Annotated in this window: 16 protein-coding genes; 12 read left to right on the top strand and 4 right to left on the bottom strand. The window is 46.9% G+C overall.

Features of this window, described 5'->3' with window-relative positions:
- Positions 1–80 precede the first annotated feature (80 nt).
- Positions 81–3,164 carry a hypothetical protein gene (locus HY807_08625; protein ID MBI4826471.1) on the bottom strand — a complete coding sequence of 1,028 codons (3,084 nt, stop codon included), beginning with the start codon at positions 3,162–3,164 and terminating at the stop codon, positions 81–83.
- Positions 3,165–3,314: 150 nt separating this feature from the next.
- Between HY807_08625 and HY807_08620 the strand changes: the two genes are divergently transcribed.
- The 8 genes from HY807_08620 to HY807_08585 all read left to right on the top strand — a co-directional run bounded on the left by HY807_08620 (position 3,315) and on the right by HY807_08585 (position 9,451).
- Entirely contained in the window at positions 3,315–3,614 is a 300-nt protein-coding gene (locus HY807_08620; GenBank protein ID MBI4826470.1) for a hypothetical protein, read from the top strand.
- A gap of 131 nt (positions 3,615–3,745) precedes the next feature.
- Complete coding sequence (locus tag HY807_08615) at positions 3,746–4,366, top strand: hypothetical protein (protein MBI4826469.1); 621 nt, start codon at positions 3,746–3,748, stop codon at positions 4,364–4,366.
- Between the two features lie 99 nt (positions 4,367–4,465).
- On the top strand, positions 4,466–4,876 hold the full coding sequence (gene ruvX / locus HY807_08610; GenBank protein MBI4826468.1) for a Holliday junction resolvase RuvX: 411 nt from the start codon (positions 4,466–4,468) through the stop codon (positions 4,874–4,876).
- The gene (gene mltG, locus HY807_08605; GenBank protein MBI4826467.1) at positions 4,873–5,916 is read left to right on the top strand and encodes an endolytic transglycosylase MltG; all 1,044 of its coding nucleotides are present in this window, start codon (positions 4,873–4,875) and stop codon (positions 5,914–5,916) included. Before ruvX ends, mltG begins: the two co-directional genes overlap by 4 nt.
- On the top strand, positions 5,885–6,946 hold the full coding sequence (gene ispG, locus HY807_08600; GenBank protein MBI4826466.1) for a flavodoxin-dependent (E)-4-hydroxy-3-methylbut-2-enyl-diphosphate synthase: 1,062 nt from the start codon (positions 5,885–5,887) through the stop codon (positions 6,944–6,946). The genes mltG and ispG overlap by 32 nt, the downstream gene beginning before the upstream one ends.
- Positions 6,947–6,974: 28 nt before the next feature.
- Positions 6,975–7,853 carry a pantoate--beta-alanine ligase gene (locus HY807_08595; GenBank protein ID MBI4826465.1) on the top strand — a complete coding sequence of 293 codons (879 nt, stop codon included), beginning with the start codon at positions 6,975–6,977 and terminating at the stop codon, positions 7,851–7,853.
- Positions 7,850–8,368 (top strand): hypothetical protein, encoded by a 519-nt coding sequence (locus tag HY807_08590; protein MBI4826464.1) that lies wholly within the window; start codon positions 7,850–7,852, stop codon positions 8,366–8,368. Before HY807_08595 ends, HY807_08590 begins: the two co-directional genes overlap by 4 nt.
- Before the next feature lie 117 nt (positions 8,369–8,485).
- The gene (locus HY807_08585; protein ID MBI4826463.1) at positions 8,486–9,451 is read left to right on the top strand and encodes a hypothetical protein; all 966 of its coding nucleotides are present in this window, start codon (positions 8,486–8,488) and stop codon (positions 9,449–9,451) included.
- 86 nt (positions 9,452–9,537) lie between these two features.
- Here HY807_08585 and HY807_08580 read toward each other — a convergent pair whose 3' ends face one another.
- Positions 9,538–9,972 (bottom strand): DNA-binding protein, encoded by a 435-nt coding sequence (locus HY807_08580; protein ID MBI4826462.1) that lies wholly within the window; start codon positions 9,970–9,972, stop codon positions 9,538–9,540.
- A 127-nt stretch (positions 9,973–10,099) separates the two neighbouring features.
- Here HY807_08580 and HY807_08575 point away from each other — a divergent pair, with 127 nt between their 5' ends.
- From HY807_08575 to fdhF, 4 genes are read left to right on the top strand one after another with little or no spacing between them, the layout of a single operon-like run.
- Positions 10,100–10,570 (top strand): NAD(P)H-dependent oxidoreductase subunit E, encoded by a 471-nt coding sequence (locus tag HY807_08575; protein MBI4826461.1) that lies wholly within the window; start codon positions 10,100–10,102, stop codon positions 10,568–10,570.
- Position 10,571: 1 nt separating this feature from the next.
- Positions 10,572–12,377, top strand: coding sequence for an NADH-quinone oxidoreductase subunit NuoF (gene nuoF / locus HY807_08570; protein ID MBI4826460.1), 1,806 nt, complete (start codon positions 10,572–10,574; stop codon positions 12,375–12,377).
- A 21-nt stretch (positions 12,378–12,398) separates the two neighbouring features.
- Positions 12,399–12,860, top strand: coding sequence for a cyclic nucleotide-binding domain-containing protein (locus HY807_08565; GenBank protein ID MBI4826459.1), 462 nt, complete (start codon positions 12,399–12,401; stop codon positions 12,858–12,860).
- 53 nt (positions 12,861–12,913) lie between these two features.
- Complete coding sequence (gene fdhF / locus HY807_08560) at positions 12,914–15,604, top strand: formate dehydrogenase subunit alpha (protein MBI4826458.1); 2,691 nt, start codon at positions 12,914–12,916, stop codon at positions 15,602–15,604.
- A gap of 155 nt (positions 15,605–15,759) precedes the next feature.
- On the opposite strand, the gene HY807_08555 is transcribed toward fdhF, so the two are convergent.
- Together HY807_08555 and aroC are read right to left on the bottom strand one after the other, a co-directional pair.
- A complete protein-coding gene (locus HY807_08555; GenBank protein MBI4826457.1) occupies positions 15,760–17,337 on the bottom strand; it encodes a 3-dehydroquinate synthase in 1,578 nt (525 codons plus the stop codon).
- 30 nt (positions 17,338–17,367) lie between these two features.
- Positions 17,368–18,582, bottom strand: coding sequence for a chorismate synthase (gene aroC, locus HY807_08550; GenBank protein MBI4826456.1), 1,215 nt, complete (start codon positions 18,580–18,582; stop codon positions 17,368–17,370).
- Positions 18,583–18,768: the final 186 nt, after the last annotated feature.

Here is an 18,768-nt window from a genome sequence, read left to right as displayed (position 1 = left end):
TAGTAAAATTATAAGACATTTCTTGATCAACTGCCACAATAAAGTTTATTTAATTATATAAAATGTCATTCCGCACTTGATCACTTCTCAGCCGCTGTAATCCTCTTCAACCTGCCGACCATCTCCTTGAAAGAGATGTTCTGGTTGAAATTTATCACATTTACCTTGGGAGGCAGAAGGCTCCCTTTGACAAGATATCTCCTGCCCCCCCCGTCTTCGATCCCGAAGAGCTGGAGGTTATCATTCTTCAGATACGCGCTGAACCCGATCTTTTCATATCCGTACTCTTTGAAGAGCTGATATATCCCCCTGTCAAGAATGGATGTTGATGTGCCGGTCCCGAGGATCGATATCTTTTTTAATGCCTCCACGCTTATCTTCTGCCTGACCCCTTTCTTTTTATATGTCTCAAGCGACGCCCTGAAATGTTCAGCCTCTCCGTTCACTATCACAAGCTCGCTTATTTCACCACGCATGATACCGGAAATATGCCCGAAATCAAAGGTAGCTGTCAGCTTGCCGAGGTCGATCTCACTGAATTTCATACCTGCCTTAAAAGAAGGTGCGGGACTGAAGACATTATCCGCGGACAGGTCATGTATCCTCAATCTCCCGCCAAAGAGTTCCAGAGCCATCTCTCCTTCTGTGAAGAGCGTGTTGCCTGAGAAACGGGCCTTTGGAATAGACCCTGAGAGGCTTCCGCTGAATTTTGGCAATGCAAGGGCGGTGCCTGCTTTTTCAAGGTCGATATCTTGAATGTCAATGGAGAGCAGCAGCTGTTGTGTCTTTCCGAAGATGCTGCCGTATGAGATATTCTTAAGCACAACATTTCCGCCGAACAACCGTATCTTGATATCGTCTCTGAAGACGATATCATTCTGCCAGAGTGAAGGCGATATCACAATATCGTTCAACTTGAGCGCAGGCCATGAGAGGTCTTTAATGAGTATTGTGCCGAATTTTTCAACTTCCCCTTCATGGAGAGGTTCCGGGTATGAAAGATTCACAGGGAGTGATATCTGCACGCCCCGAATATAACTCTCTTTTGGCCCTGCAGATATATTCATATCTTCAACTCGCAGATCTCCGTTTAGAGTAAAGCTTTCTTTCGTTCCTTTGACATTAAGGCTCGTGGAACTTCGCCCGCTGACTTTAAGACGGGCGAGAACGGGGATCTGTTCCTGAAAGGTTTCACGCACAAAGAAATCAAATGCCTCACTGTTTGATATGTCTGCGGCATGCACAGACGCGTCAAAGTATGGCGACTTTGAAATATCCGATATCGTACCGGACAGAACAATTTCTCCGATGCCCGGCAGTCCTGTCTTTGCTTCGATTATACGCAGGGCATCACTTTGTCCCGTATATGTTCCTGAAGCGGAAAGTGCGAGCGGCCTGTCCGTGAAGCTGCCGTAGAACTTTCCAGCAAGAAGTTCAAATCCGCCTGCTTCGGCCTCCGCAGTGAAGGAAACCGGGCCGTCCGGCAGGGAAGACTCAAATCTTGCTGACGCGTTCATCCGCATACCTTCACAGATTACGGATCCGTCCGCAGACGAGAGCCCGGCATTTGCAAACTCTACCACCGCAGCCCCTGATATTTGAGACGCACTGTTTTTCGGAATAATTATTTTACCCGTCATCTTCAGCGCTCCTGAGCCTGTGAGAGTATAGCCATTCTTTTTGAAAAACCCGTGAAGGGATATTTCCGATACTTCTCCGAGATCGGCAGAGTTATAGTTCAGGTCTGCATTAATTGTGACCGGCTCGGCTGTTGAAATATCCGCAGAGGCTGAAAGCCCTTTTAAATAACCGGCATCGATCAGAAGGTTCTTTGCTTTAAAGAGATGCCCGTTGATATCTGCCTCCATGTCGCCTTTGATGAGTATGTTGCTCTCGGTGAAATACTCTTTACCGTTACGGAAAACAGCCGCGCTGCCTGCCTGTATCAATGCCCTATTTACAAGCAATAATTTATCCTGATATTCAAAAGGGAACTTTATTGAGAAAGACTGAAGCGTGGTATTTTCAATGGAGAGCGTTTTGCCCTGAACTGCAAGAACTCCCTGAAGCTGCGGAAGAGTATAGCTGCCTGATACGGTCACATCTGCGCTTAGAGTTCCATCCGCATCTGTTTTTGCAAGCCATGCTGCTCCCGGAGCGTATAGCAGGCTCTTGATCTTTCTTAGAGGGATGCTCTTCATGTCCGCCGTAATGCGCATATCAGGCGGCCCGTCGCTTATATGCCCGATGGTTCCGTAAAGTTTCAGGATGCTCAGGCCTGCAAGATCAGCAGAAGCAGACTCTATCTCTGCGGAATCAATGCTTGGGCGATACTTGCCATTTGCCGATATTTTTAACGGCGAGCCACCCAGGTTTATCCCGAGAGTTTCTGAGCTGAAAGATAAATTATCAAGAAGCGCCTCTGCCTGCAATACCATATCGCTCCCCTTATCTTCTCTCTCCATCTCCATGCTTAAACTGCAGGCCCCCTGCAACTGCTTCAGGTTGAGCAATGACAAGGGGTATTTCGCAGATGCGCTCTTGAGATCTATTGGTGATACATCAATATTTATTTTATTAAAGTCAAATGTCTTCATGTCTATCTCTGACGCGAGGGAGACTGTTGTGTTGAGGCCGCTGATGAACGCATTTCCCTGCAAGTCGCCATACTTCCCGTCCGGCTGTCTTATAAGGGTGAGAGTTACAGGGCTGATATGCAGAGGTTCACTGTCTTCATAATTGACCGTCACATCAGCCCCGCTGACAGAAAGGGCATTGAATGTAAAAGGCAGGGATGTCCTGCGCCGCGGCTCTTTTTTCAGGGTAACGGCCATCTCAGGATCTCTGAGGGTGAGGCCTTCAATATTCTTTTTGAGCAGGCCTTCAAGAGTGAAGTTGATCTCGGCATACGGCACTGAAAGACGGAAGCGGTCTTTATCATTTTCAATAGACAGGCGTTCAATTACAAGACGGTTTCTTTCCGGAATGGAAATGGAGCCTATCTCAACGCGCATCCCGGTGAACCGTCCGGCGTATACTGCAATGGTTTTTAAGAAGGCGGGGCTTGTTACAAAAATAGTGAGTACAATAGATATGATCACAGCAGCTGCAAGAAGTGCGAGCAGGAATTTATTCCTGCCGGAAAGCGGTTTTTTATAGAACAATGCTTCCTTCCCTCACGATGGACTTCCTCAGATTTAGCTGAATGCCTTCTGAATCGATTATATAATATTTCATCCAATCTGCAATATTCATAGTTGCATTGAATATTAAATTTTGATATAAATTAATTAAACCCTCAAAAAAAGGATCCTATGAAAAAGAGATTAAATTGCTGGGAATACATGAAATGCGGCAGGCAGCCCGGCGGAGATAAGGTTAAAGAATTAGGCGTATGCCCGGCAACGACCGAGAAGAAGTTTGATACTGTAAATAAAGGTACGGCTTCAGGCCGTTTTTGCTGGAGCGTTGCAGGCACCTATTGCAAAGGAAGAGTGCAGGGCACATTTGCGATGAAATTTGAAGATTGCGCCAATTGCTCATTCTTCAAACTGGTCAATGATGAAGAAGGCAGGGAGTTTGTCATGTTAGAAAAAAATATCAGGAAAAAATAGAACTGCTCTTATACAAAATCCTGACCGCATTCCATCCCGCCTGTTTTAATACTTCTGTTGACACTCTTAGCCGGAGATATCGTATAATAATTTTGCGCAAAATAATAAAACATACATAGAAGGTAATAATATTGGATATAGAAAACCACAGCGCTGAAACCCCTGAGACAGAAGAGAGTATTGAAAACTGCAAGTTGCAAATGGAAGACGCATGCAAAGAGTTCCTGCAGGCCACTGAAGAGTTTCTTTCGGAATGGTATAAGAACATGGTCAGGAGCGGCCTTACCGCAAATGCAAAGACTGCCAGGGAGATGGGCGAAGACGGGCTGCGCAAGATAAAGACAGAGCTTAATGAGCTTCTCTTAAAACTGCCTGAGCTTGTGGAAAAACATGTCAATACAGACAAGTGGCTCCACCGCGGAGAACTTCCTGAAGGCTCTCATAGAAAGTTCGGGATAAATCTTGTCACAGACCTTCGCAATAACCATCTGAAATATTATATTCAGACCCTTCTGGGGCATGTCGGCGGGTTATTAATAAAGCACGGCCTTGCCGACAGCAAATGGGAGACAAAGTCAGGCGATGAACTCCCTACCTATAAAACTCCCCCGGCCTGGACCGGAAATATGGAAGGCGCTTTGAGAAAGTATGCCGACAGCTGTGATAAATGGATAAACCTTGATAACGACCTGAAGAAGACCGAAAAGAAGAAGACCGAGTCAGAGATCAGTGACCTGTGGGACAAGCTGTAACCGCATTGATCCCGGCCTTCCCCCGCTAACCTGTTGAAATAATTAATATTTTATAATTATCAAGTTTACTTTTCCTCATGTTTCTGGCATCCTATTCAAATGAGAGTATTATGTCTTGATGTAGGAGATGTGCGCACCGGAGTTGCTGTCAGCGATGCCATAGGCATGACAGCCAACGGGCTGAAGACGATTGAAAACAAAGACCCCATCCCGGAGATAAAGAAGATAATTGATGATTACCTTGAGGAAATAGGCTCAGTCGTTGTCGGGATGCCGAGGATGATGAACGGAACAATAGGCACTCAGGGTGAAAAGGTCATGGAATTTGCAGAGAGGTTAAAGAATGAGATATCACTGCCCGTAATTCTCTGGGATGAGAGGCTCAGTACCACAACAGCTGAAAAGGCGCTGATAGAGTCAAACGTCTCAAGGAAGAAGCGAAAGGGCCTTCGTGACAAGGTCGCAGCTACAGTTATCCTCCAAAATTACCTTGACAGCAAGGGGAGATGATGAAGCGTTTCTTCAAATCTGCGGAACTCGCCTTTGCCTTGCTTAACCTGGCCATCCTTGCAGCTGTCATCGCATATGTGAACATTTCGACGCCCGTCTCCTCTTATGACAAATGGCAGCAAGTTGAGATACCCGAAGGATCCAGCTACATACAAAGCCTCAATATACTGCAAAAAGAAGGCATTATAAAAAATAAAGGCATCCTTCTCTTCCTTGGCAGGCTGACCGCTATAGACAGAAGGCTGAGGGCGGGTTATTACAACTTCAATACTTCCATGAGCCCATTGGATATTTTCAGGAAATTAAGAGAAGGTGAGATAATAGAACATACCATTACCATCCCGGAAGGGTCTGACCTGAACGATATTAAAGCAGCATTTGCAAATACCGGGCTTTTCAACGATGAATCCTGGAAGCTTGTATATGACAGTGTGTTCATTAATTCTATCGGAATAAAGGCTCCGAGCCTTGAAGGATATTTATTTCCTGATACTTACAATTTCTCAAAAAGCGCTAAACCAAAAGATATACTAAAGATCATGCATGACAGATTGAAGGAAAAATACGACGATAAATTAAGAAGCAGAGCAGCAGAGGCCGGGATGAGCGAAAATGAGGTGCTGACCCTTGCGTCCATTATTGAACGTGAGGCGCGCCTTGACAGTGAAAGGGCTGTTATATCTGCGGTGTACCATAACAGGCTCAAAAAAGAGATGAAACTTCAGGCAGACCCGACCGTCAATTACGGAACGGAACGCGCCGGGTGTGTGACAAAGATCGTGGATCTGAAAAATGTAACACCATATAACACATATGTGATTAAAGGGCTTCCGCCGGGGCCTATCGCATCCCCGGGAATCAAGTCCATAAAGGCAGCTCTATTTCCTGCTGATGTGGATTATCTCTTTTTTGTATCCAAAAACGACGGGACGCATTACTTCTCAAAGACCGGAGAAGAGCATGTTGAGGCGGTGGCGCTTTATAGAAAAGCTGCGGTAAAGACGATAGATGAAGAAACCGGAAAAGAAGCTGAAAACTAAACAGATAACACTTGGCAATCTCAGGATAGGCGGCGGGGCCCCGGTCAGTGTGCAGTCCATGACCAAGACCGACACCAGGAATGTTCCCTCCGTCGTGTCTCAGATAAAAAAGCTCGAATCCGCAGGCTGTGAGATCATCAGGGTTGCGGTTCTGGATTTAGACGCGGCAAAGGCGATAAAAGCGATAAAAAGGAAGATCAGCATCCCGCTCATCGCAGATGTCCACTTTGATCACAGGCTGGCGCTTGAGGCAATGGCAAACGGTGCAGATGGCCTGAGGATCAATCCCGGCAATATCGGCAGCAAGCTGAAAGTGCGGGAAGTCGTCAGCGCCGCAAAGGACAAAGGTGTGCCGATAAGGATCGGAGTAAACGCAGGCTCGCTTGAAAAAGAGCTTCTGAAAAAATACGGCCATCCAACCGCAGAGGCGCTTGTTGAAAGCGCTAAAAAACATATCAGGATCCTTGAGGATCTGGAATTCACAGCCATCAAAATATCTCTCAAGGCATCGGATGTGATGACGACTGTTGATGCGTACAGGCTTTTTTCAAAGAAATTCCGCTATCCGCTCCATATAGGCATATCAGAGGCCGGCCCTGCCTTCTCAGGCACTATCAAGAGCGCCATAGGCCTCGGGATACTGCTCTCTGAAGGCATCGGTGATACAATGCGGGTCTCACTTACCGCTGGCCCTGTTGAGGAGGTAAAGGTTGCATATGAGATACTCAAATCACTTCAAATCAGGCAGGAGAGCCCAAACATAATCTCATGCCCGACATGCGGCAGGTGTGAAATAAATATGAGAGGGCTGGTTGATAAAGTAGAGGCAGGACTTGTTAAAATAAAAAAACCGATAAAAGTGGCTGTAATGGGATGTGTAGTTAACGGCCCGGGTGAGGCGAGAGAGGCTGACATCGGCATCGCCGGCGGAAAAGGAGTGGGCATACTCTTTAAGCACGGCCGGATAGTTAAAAAGATAAAAGAGCGCGACCTCTACAAGACATTGATGGAGGAGATAGAGAAATATTAACAATCTGTTTTCAATTTAATTTCTATTTATGCAGATAATCCATCAGGTTAAAGACATGCATTCATTGAGCAGGCTGCTCAGGGTGAGCGACCAGAGCATCGGGTTCGTGCCCACTATGGGCGCGCTTCATGACGGGCATCTAAGCCTTATCAGGCGCTCAAAGCAGGAAAACGACGTAACTGTTGTCAGCATATATGTGAACCCGCTTCAGTTCGGCAGAAATGAAGACTTTGAAAAATATCCCCGGCAGAGAGAGAAAGACTTCGAGATGCTTTCTTCGCTTGAAGTCGATACTGTATTCATACCTGAAGACAATGATATGTTCGGAGAAGATGATACAACACTTATCAGTATGGGAGAGATAGGAAATATACTCTGCGGCGCGGCGCGTCCCGGGCATTTTGACGGCGTTGCCAATATCGTTGCAAAGTTTTTCAACATCATCTCGCCTGACATCGCATATTTCGGGCAAAAAGATTTCCAGCAGTCGGCCGTCATAAAGAAGCTGGCAAGGGAACTGAAATACGGCATTGATATAATAGTGTGCCCTACCGTCAGAGAGCCTGACGGCCTTGCGATGAGCTCAAGGAACCGTTACCTTACGGAACCTGAAAGGAAAGCCGCAACACTCCTTTACAGAGCGTTGAAACACGGAAAAGATCTCATATTAGCGGAAAACATCAATGATCCATCGAGGATAAAGAAAGAATTAGAGACGATGCTGAAAGCAGAGCCGCTTGCTGATATGCAATACGTGGAGATCCTTGCCCCTGAAAGCCTTGCGGCTGTCACTAAAATAGAACTTCCTGTCATAATATGCCTTGCCGCTGCTTTCGGAAAGGCAAGGCTGATCGACAATATGGTAATTACCAAAGAAGCTCCTTCTCCGCATAATTGTGCTTTATGACAGACAAAAAAACTTTAATTGATAATCCTAATACTAAATTTGTTCCATTAAAAGACCGCAAAGGCGAGATCCTCGCTCTTGCAAAGAACTACATAAAGGCAGCCTCATCTGAGATCAGGACCGAAGACAAAACTTTATCCAAAGAGGCGGAAAAATACCTTCTTGAATATGACTGGCCTGGAGACGAGAAAGAGCTTGAGGTCACCATCAAGAGGGCATGCATATTATCCGACGGCCCTGAACTCCAGCTGAAAGACTTTGATATAAGCCAGAGACAGATCAAATCGATCGGAAAGTTTTTAGAGGACCGGCTCAGCGGTTTCATGCAGAGCATAAAACGATTCGACAGCTTCAACCTCTACAACATGGTCATCCCGGAGGTTGAGAAATCGCTCATCATGATGGTGCTGAAAGAGACAAAAGGAAACCAGATCAAGGCTTCAAAGCTGCTGGGTATAAACCGCAACACTCTAAGAAGCAAGATAAAGAAGCTCGGCATAAAAACAAAGCCATAGATCTCGAACTTTCAGCCTTATTGAGATTTTGATTGACATTACCCTTTTTTTAGCTTACATTTAACCATGCAATTCAAGAAAGAGTGAAAAACTTTAACCGGGAGGTGGTTTATGAAGATGACAAGGAAGTTTCTTTATCTGTTCTTTGCTGTCACGATAATTAGCGGTTTACTGATTTCAGGATGCGGGAATAATAATACTGTGGATGAGATCGTTAAACGTTTATTAGGAGGCGCCATACAGGGGCAGGCGCTGACGTTAGAAGGGGTTGTCACCACATTTGCAGGCTCTCCAAATCAAGTTGGTTCTGCTGATGGAGTAGGAGCCGGCCCTCGTTTCAACAGGCCGTATGACATCACAACAGACGGCACAAATTTATATGTTACTGACAGAGATAACCATACTATAAGACAGATAGTTATCGATACGGGAGTAATAACGACCCTTGCAGGAACCGCAGGTTCTTCAGGCACTGCTGACGGGACGGGAGCTGCTGCCAGGTTTAATCAGCCTACAGGCATCACAACAGACGGCACAAACCTTTATGTTGCTGAGAAAGAAAACCATACCATAAGAAAGATAGTTATCGCAACAGGTGTGGTCACCACGCTTGCCGGAACCGCTGGCACCAGCGGAACAACGGACGGCACAGGGACAGCAGCCCTGTTTAACCAGCCGCGCGGCTTAGTCACAAACGGGACAAACCTCTATGTAACTGACTGGAATAACCATACGATCAGGAAAATTGTGATCGCAACCGGTGTTGTCACTACTTTTGCAGGAACTGCGGGAACCAGCGGGGCAGCAGACGGCACAGGGGCAGCAGCGACCTTTAACCAGCCAAGGGGCATCACATCTGATGGTGCAAACCTTTATGTGGCTGATTACTGGAACCATACGATCAGAAAGATAGCAATTGCCACGGCAGCGGTTACAACGATCGCAGGTGACGCAGGGGTAACAGGCTTCGCTGACGGTACCGGAACGGATGCTACATTTGAAGAACCAAGCGGCATCACTACTGAAGGAACTAGCCTCTATGTGACAGATAACGCCAATGAAACGATAAGAAAGATAGATTAATTTTTTGCTATTACAGTTATTCACAAAAAAGGGGACGGCAATAAAACCGTCCCCTTTTTTTGACTCAGACCATGAAATACTTTACCTTATAATTTCAAAAGCGCCAGCCCGGCCTCAGGATCAAGCACCCTCTTCGCATCAACGCCCTCTATCTCCATGATTATCACTTCAAGAACAAGAAATGCCTCTGAATTCTTCCTCAGGCAGCCTATATTCATCATATCCTTCTTTCCGAACGCGCCGTGGAAATGTATCTTCGGCTCCTCATCCTGCCAGAATATTGTTCCGATGCCGACTACTTCATGGCTCTCGTCAAGGCTCTTCCATACAGGCACAGGAGGCAGGCTCTCATCTTCAGGCCCCACAACTATATCGCCCTTCTTCATCCCTCCCACAACATAAAGCACTCCCGCCCTAATATTTTCTTTTTTAGCTATATCAAGAAGCCCCTTAAGCACATCATCCCCGTCATCAAACTTCGCAACCACCACCCTTCCCTGCCTGCCGACCTGATATTTCATATTCACCCCCCTGATTTTTCTAAAGATTATACAATAACGCCGATTCATAATGAATAAGTGGAATTACGAATACCAAATTTTGTAAAATACAAGTCCTTTAAATTGGCCAAAGGCGGAATATATATCTATGGATGAAAAGAAATGTCAGGCGGTACTCAAAACCCATCAGGAAGACGGCGGAAATATCATATCCCTTCTTCAGGAGATACAGGAAGCCTTCGGCTACATCCCTGAAGATGTGGTCTTCTGGTTCTCAAAGGAATTAAATATTCCCGCAAGCAATTTTTACGGCGTTGCGACATTCTATTCGCAGTTCTACCTTAAGCCGCGCGGCAAAAATATCATAACAGCCTGCTGCGGCACAGCATGCCATGTCAAAGGTTCAGGCCCGATCATAAATAAACTGCGCGAAGAATTGAAGCTGCCTGAAGGAGAGGTAACAAGCAAAGACGGAAAATTCACATTGGAGAACGTCGCATGTGTGGGAGCTTGCAGTATAGCTCCTGTTTTTATAGGCAATAAAAAAGTCTTTGGCAAGATGACGATGGAGAAGGCCTCTCAAATGCTGAAGGAAATCAATAAAGACAAGGGTGCATAAAATGCCGGCAAAGAAAACAACAAAGAAAGCCAGGACTGCGGATATTAAAGACTTGGTCATACGCGTGTGCGTCGGCACAGGCGGGCTTGCCGCAGGCAGCCAGGAAGTTATTGACGAGTTTGACAGGCAGCTCAAGTCTCACGGCATAACGGCTGAGATCGTAAAGAAATGCGTCAATAAGACGGGATGCCGCGGTTTCTGCGCAAAGGATGTGCTTGCGGATGTGATCCTCAACGGCAAGTCAGAAACGTATCAGCTTATCACGCCTGAAATGGTTGGCAGGATCGTTGACGAGCATATTCTTAATAATGAGCCTGTTAAGGAATGGCTCGTAGGGCCTGAATATCACGCGTTTCATGACAGGCAGACAAAAATACTCCTTAAGCACTGCGGCCACATAGACCCTGAGGATATTGACGCCTATATTAATATTGGCGGATACGAGGGAGCAAGGAAGATATTTTCACTTGAGCCTTCTGAAGTTATCGAGGAGGTAAGGGCGTCGGGGCTTCGCGGCAGGGGCGGAGCGGGTTTCCTGACCGGCCTAAAATGGGATCTGTGCAGCAAGGCGGAGGGAACCCCGAAATACATAATCTGCAACGCGGATGAGGGCGACCCGGGAGCCTTTATGGACCGTTCGGTCATTGAAGGCAACCCGCACGCTGTCATAGAAGGCATGATAATAGGCGGTTACGCGATAGGTTCCAATTACGGCTATGTCTACATACGCGCGGAATACCCGCTCGCGATACACCGGCTGAAGATAGCGATAGCCGATGCAAGAAAACATCGCTTACTCGGGAAGAATATTTTAAAGAGCGGGTTTGATTTCGATATCCGTATCAAGGAAGGAGCCGGCGCTTTCATATGCGGAGAAGAGACAGCGCTTATAGCTTCCATAGAGGGAAAGCGCGGAATGCCGCGCTCAAAACCGCCCTTCCCTGCCAACAAGGGGCTATGGGGCAAGCCCACTATCATTAATAATGTTGAGACCCTGGCAAACCTCCCCGCGATAATTACAAGCGGCGCAAAATGGTTTTCTTCCATAGGCACGGAAAAGAGCAAGGGCACAAAGGTCTTCGCTTTGACGGGCAGGATAAAGAATACCGGGCTTATTGAGGTTCCGATGGGAATCTCGCTTAAAGAGATAATCTATGACATCGGCGGCGGATGCGAGAAGAACCGCAAGCTCAAAGCGGTGCAGACAGGGGGGCCGTCCGGCGGCTGCATACCGGCGTCCCACATCGACATGCCTGTGGATTATGAATCCCTGACGGCGATCGGGTCGATGATGGGTTCCGGAGGAATGGTTGTTATGGATGAAACAACCTGCATGGTCGACATGTCGAAATTCTTTCTCTCATTCACCGGGAACGAATCCTGCGGCAAATGCACTCCATGCAGGATAGGCACGAAGAGGATGCTGGAGGTGTTAAACAGAATCACCGAAGGCAAAGGGAAAGAAGGCGATATCGAACTTCTCACCGAACTCGGCAATGACATTAAACAATCTTCACTGTGCGGGCTCGGGATGTCCGCGCCGAACCCCGTGCTTTCCACCATCAATTTTTTCAGGGATGAATATGAGGCGCACATAAAAGATGGCGTATGCCCTGCAGGTGTATGCAAGGCGCTGCGCAGGTACACGGTGAACGCGGATATCTGCAGGATGTGCGGCAAGTGCTACAGCGCTTGTCCTTCAGGCGCAATAGCATGGGAGAAGAAGCAGAAGGCTGTTATAGATAAGTCAAAGTGTATCAAGTGCGGCGCATGCTATGAGGCATGCCCGTTTAACTCAATCTTTTAAAGAGGTTTAAGGGGATGAGAAATGGTAACTAAAGAACGCTTGAAAAAATTCACGTTATTCAAAGACTTTTCCGATTCAGAACTCAAAAAGATCTCTGCGATCATTAAAGAGGAATCTTATCCGAAAGGCACGGCGATTTATGAAGAAGGCAGCCCCGGGGAGGGTCTTCACATTATAGAAAAAGGCAGGGTGAGGATCACCAAAAAAACGAAAGAAGGCGGGAAGCAGGTTTTAGCCGTGCTGAGGGCCAACAGTTTTTTTGGCGAGCTTGCTTTTCTTGACGGGCGTTCGCATTCGGCTTCGATAGAAACGCTTGAAAAGACAAAGGTGCTCATCATTAAAAAAGAGGATATGGATAAATTCCTGAAACAGAACCCTCACATTGCTTACAAGATGGTCCGTGATATCACTATCTCCCTCTGTGAAATACTGAGGAGCATGAATGATAAGTTCATAAATATGGTTGATTATTTGTGGACGTAATCAGTTGTTAGCTGTCTGTTGTCAGACTAATAGCTTTCTTTTTGGAGGGTAACTTGTCAGAGCAAAAATTAAAGGTAACAATAAACGGCATAGAAACTTTTTGTGAAAAAGACACAACCATCCTTCAGGCGGCAAAACAGTTAGGCGTCAAGATACCACATCTCTGCCACGATAAGCGGCTTGAGCCTTACGGAGGCTGCCGTTTATGTATTGTAAAAGTGAAAGGGGTTCCAAGGCCGCTGTCCGCTTGCACCACACCGGTGGTGAATAACATAGAGGTCACTACAGATACCGATGCGATCAGAAAGATACGGAAAACCCTGATCGAACTCCTCCTCTCCAACCATCCGAATGACTGCATGAGATGCGAAAAGACAGGAGACTGCAAGCTCCAGACCTTATCTTATGAATACGGAGTGGACGGCAGCCGTTTTGAAGGCGAAAAATGGAACCTGCCGATCCGTGAAGACAATCCGTTCATTACTTATGAACCTAACAAGTGCATTCTCTGCGGGAGATGCACAAGGATATGCAATGAAGTTGTCATGGCAGGGACGATAGAGCTTACCGGGAGAGGTTTTAATTCAATGCCTGACACCGCTTTCGGGAAACCGCGCTCTCTTGAGAACTGCGAGTTCTGCGGGCAGTGCGTCTCAACATGCCCTACAGGCGCATTGACAGACAGGAAGGGCCGCGGTAAAGGACGCCCCTATGATTTCAGGAAGGTTAAGACCACCTGCTCATATTGCGGAACCGGGTGTAATTTTTTCCTTAATGTAAGAGACGGCAAGGTAATAAAAGTTACCTCTGACACCAGCGCGCCTGTTAATCAGGGAAACCTCTGCATCAAAGGGCGCTACGGTTATGACTTTATCCACAGCCCTGATAGAATAAAGACGCCTCTTATAAAAAAGAAGGGCAAGTTTGTGGAAGCTACATGGGATGAGGCGCTTGACCTTATCGCCGTCAGGTTCTCTGATTTGATAAAGAACCACGGCAATGAGTCAGTCGGCGCTTTCTCATCCTCAAGATGTTCAAATGAAGAGAACTTCCTCCTGTCCAAATTCGTGCGCACGGTCTTCCTCAGCAACAACGTGGATAACTGCGCGCGTGTCTGACACGCTCCAACTGTTGCCGGTCTGGCAACAAGCCTCGGAGCAGGAGCAGCAACAAATTCTCTGGCGCAGATGCCGGATATAGATACACTCTTCCTCTTCGGTTCAAACCCGACAGAGGCGCATCCTATAGTTTCGCTTTACTTGAAGAAGGCTCTTCGCAACGGCGCGAAACTTATAGTCGGCGACCCGAGAGAGACATGGATGGCAAAGCGCGCTGATGTATGGCTCAACCTCAAGCCCGGAAGCAACATAGCTATGCTCAACGGCATGGCGAATGTAATACTCAGCAAGGGATGGGAGAACAAAGAGTTCATCAATAAGAGGACCGAAGGGTTTAAAGAATTTGTAAAGCATGTTAAAAATTATGACCTTAAGAAGGTAGAGAAGCTCACAGGCGTTGTGCAGGATAAGATAGTCGAAGCAGCGCGCCTTTATGCTAAAGCTGACAAGGCCATGATAGTCTACGGCCTCGGAGTGACCGAGCACCAGACCGGCACTGAGAACGCGATGGCGATCTCAAACCTCGCCATACTCTGCGGCCATATCGGAAGGCCTTCAACCGGCATCATGGCGCTGAGGGGACAGAACAATGTTCAGGGAGCATCAGACCTCGGCCCTCTGCCGGCAACGCTTCCGGGATATCAGTCTGTGAAAGACCCTATGGCGCGTGAAAAGTTTGGAAAGGCATGGGGCGTTCCGATCTCAGATAAGATAGGGCTTAAGTCAGTTGAGATGTTAGATGAATGCAAGGCTGGGAAATTCAAGGGCATCTTTATATTGGGAGAAGACCCGGCTCAGACAGACCCTGACCTCAACCATGTCAATGCCGCTCTTGAGGCTGTTGAATTCCTTGTTGTGCAGGATATATTCCACACGGAGACGACAAAACATGCTGACGTGATACTTCCCGGCGCGAGCTTTGCAGAAAAGGACGGCACATTCACCAACGGCGAAAGAAGGGTTCAGCGCATAAGAAAGGCTATAGAGCCTCTTGCCGGCAAAGCAGAGTGGCAGGTTATATCAGAGCTTGCTACAAGAATGGGTTATGAACAGCATTATAATAACCCTTCCGAGATAATGGATGAGATAGCGAGCCTCGTACCCCAATATGGAGGAATAAGCTATGAGCGCCTTGAGAAGGAGAGCCTTCAGTGGCCCTGCCCGACCAAATACCATCCCGGCACAACAACGATGTACACAGACCTCTTCGCAAGGCCGAACGGACTTGCGATATTTATGACGCTTGACCATAAAGGTTCAGCAGAGGTTCCTGATAAAGAATATCCTTATGTCCTTATCACCGGAAGGGTTCGCGAACATTACAACAACGGCTCCATGACAAGAAGAGTTCCGGGGATAATGGAGCTTGTGCCTGAAGAACTTGTTGAGATAAGCCCTGAGGATGCGAAGAAGCTCGATATAAAGAGCGGAGATATGGTAAAGGTCTCTTCAAAGCGCGGAACTGTTAAGGCTAAGGCTAAGGTGACAAAGCGTTCCCAAAAAGGCAATGTCTTCATGACATTCCATTTTGACAAAGCGCTTACGAACATTGTTACATCAGAACACAGAGATCCGATAACAGGCACACCGGAGTACAAGTCCTGCGCGGTGAATATAAGTAAGTAAACCTCCATTAATTCTCCCTTTACCAAGGGAACCTGCCGGCAGGCAGGCAGGGACACAGAGGGGTGTAGTTAATATTTCATCAATCAAAAAGAGAGCCGCATAATGCGGCTCTCTTTTTTTTATGGCTAAATTAAGACCTAACTATATAAACACAACTAACCTTCAAGCGCTTCCCTAATCAAACCTTCATCAACATCATCCGCTATCCTGACGCTGCCGATTGATTCAGGGAGGATGAATATCACCTTGCCTGCCTTTGCCTTCTTGTCTACCTTCACGGCATTGATGATGTCTGAAACAGGAACGCCTAACGGCAGATCCACAGGGAGGTTATATGATTCGATAAGAGCCTTCACCTGCACTGCGAGGCCTTTGTCAAAGATGCCTTTCCTGACTGCAATGTCTGCTGCATAGCGCATGCCTATCGCAAGCGCCTCGCCGTGAAGATACATCTTGTATCCGGTAGCTGTCTCTATCGCATGGCCGATGGTGTGGCCGAAGTTGAGGATAGCCCTTAATCCTGTCTCCCTTTCGTCCTTTGATACGACATCCGCCTTTATCTCACATGAACGTTTTACTAAATGTATGATACTTTCACCGAGCGAAAGGATATCTTCCCTTTTATTTTTCAGGTAATCAAAGAGTTCGCGGTCAGCTATCACGCCGTACTTTATGACCTCTGCCATGCCTGCGGCAAACTCTCTTTTGGGAAGTGTCTTTAAGGTATCAACATCTATCAGCACAAGCGAAGGCTGATAGAAAGCACCTATCATGTTCTTGCCGAGCGGATGGTTAACTCCTGTCTTTCCTCCTACTGAACTGTCAACCTGCGAAAGAAGAGTTGTCGGAACCTGGATGAACCTGATCCCCCGCATATAGGTGGCAGCGACAAAGCCGGTAAGGTCTCCGGCCACACCACCTCCGAGTGCGAGAATAAGCGAGCTCCTGTCAAACCTCGCTGCAAGGAGATTGCCATACATCCTATTCGCCCACTCCAGCCCCTTATGCTTTTCACCGTCCGGCATGAGAAAGACTTCAGGCATAATGCCGTGCTCTTTGAGCGAGGCAAGGACTGTATCTTTATAAAGCGGAAAGACGGTCTCATTGCTGATTATGGCGACCTTTGATGGCCTGAACTCTTTTATCCTGAGCCCAAGCTTGCTGAGCAGATCATGCCCGATGACTATCTCGTAGCTCCTGTCATCAAGCCCTACATTGACGCTCTCAGTTTCAAGGCCGAGAAGAGATATTATCTCATCAGCGGTCTCGTCAGGCGTGATAAAATCAGTCTTGATAAAAGCGTCAGCCTGTTTGTAAAACTCCTCTCTCTCTGCAAGGAGTTTCTTTATCTCATTAAGCGGCTCTTCAACATCAAGCAGAGGCCGCTTGCCGCCCTCAAGCATGACCCGTTTGAGGATTATCTCCGGGCCTGCGGTGAGACATAAAATAACCCCTCTTCTGCGCAGGTTATCAACGTTCTGCCTGTTCTTTATCACTCCGCCGCCTGTTGCTATAACAACATTCTTCTTTTTTGATATCTCAGCAACTATCTCAGATTCGATCCTTCTGAAGTGATCTTCCCCTTTATTTTTAAAGATAAGTGAGATCGGCATGCCCTCGCGCTCTTCGATAAGCACATCGGTATCGATAAAAGGATAGCCGAGCTTATCGCTCAGCTCCCTGCCGACAGAGGTCTTGCCTGTGCCCATAAAACCTGCCAATACGATCTTCATAATAGCCTTGAATTAATTACAGGAGTTTGATCAGAATTCACTTATCTGTTTCAGGTAACCCTTGAAGTTCCTCTTTGTCTCTTCCATGCTGTCCCCGCCGAACTTCATGAGAAAGCTGTCAGCTATCACAAGGGCAACCACCGCCTCACCGACAACAGACGCGGCAGGCACCGCGCAAACATCAGACCTTTCATACGCGGCGTTGAATTTTTTCTTGCTCTTTATGTCAACTGATGAAAGAGGTTTTCTCAGTGTTGGGATAGGCTTCATGGCTGTCCTGACAACGATAGGCATGCCTGTGCTCATCCCGCCTTCAATACCGCCTGCGTTGTTGCTCTTTCTGTAAAATCCGCCTGCGGCCTCTAATTTATTCGCCTTTGCAGCGCTGTAATATATCTCGTCCATAACCTTTGAGCCCGGCCTTCTTGCGCTCTCGAACCCAAGCCCTATCTCAACGCCCTTCATCGCCTGTATCCCCATGAGGCCGTACGATATTTTTGCGTTCAGGCGGCTGTTCCACTGGCTGTAACTCCCAAGCCCCACCGGAACACCTGTGACAACTATCTCAAAAACACCTCCGAGCGTATCTCCGTCCTTCATAGCCCTGTCGATCCTCGCAATTATATCTTCCTCTGCCTTTTTGTCAGGACATCTTACAGCAGAAGCCTCAGCCTTTTTAAAGAGTGCCAAAATGTTTTTATTATTTTGCTGACCGCTGATAGCTGACTGCTGACTGCCAATCCCGCCTATCTCAGTAACATAGCTTATTACCTTGATATCAAACTCTGAAAGGAATCTCTTTGCGATCGCTCCAAGCGCGGTTCTGGTAGCGGTCTCTCTGGCGCTTGAGCGTTCAAGGACATTCCTGATATCTTTATGCCCGTATTTTATCGTACCCGAAAGGTCTGCATGTCCCGGCCTCGGCCTTGTGACAAGTTGGATACTGCCCTCATCCCTGTTTAATGGAGACATCGCCTTATCCCAGTTAGCCCAGTCTCTGTTCTCTATCATCAATCCGATAGGAGAACCTATGGTCTTGCCCCACCTGACTCCGGACAGGATCTGCGCGTGATCAGTCTCTATCTTCATCCGTCCTCCCCTGCCGTGGCCCTTCTGCCGCCTTGCAAGGTCTTTGGCAATATCTTTCTCAGATAAGGCAAGGTTTGCCGGCAACCCGTCCATGATACATAAAAGAGCCTTCCCATGAGACTCACCGGATGTAAGATATTTAAGTTTTTCTAACATGATTAAAAGTTGAATATGCAAAAAAATATTGGTATAGTTTAACTCATAGTGATGAATAATGAAATCATAAAGAGCATATTACTGTCAAGAAAAAGTATTATGCATCTTATTAACAAATATATAATTACATATTAAAAAAAACTTGAATTAAACCATTTCTCAGACTATAATTAAGTCATATATATA

This window comes from Nitrospirota bacterium, assembly GCA_016207885.1.
Taxonomy (GTDB): Bacteria; Nitrospirota; Thermodesulfovibrionia; order UBA6902; family UBA6902; genus JACQZG01.
The sequence above is the reverse complement of the archived record's forward strand: the minus strand, read 5'-3'. Positions and strand labels throughout refer to the sequence as shown.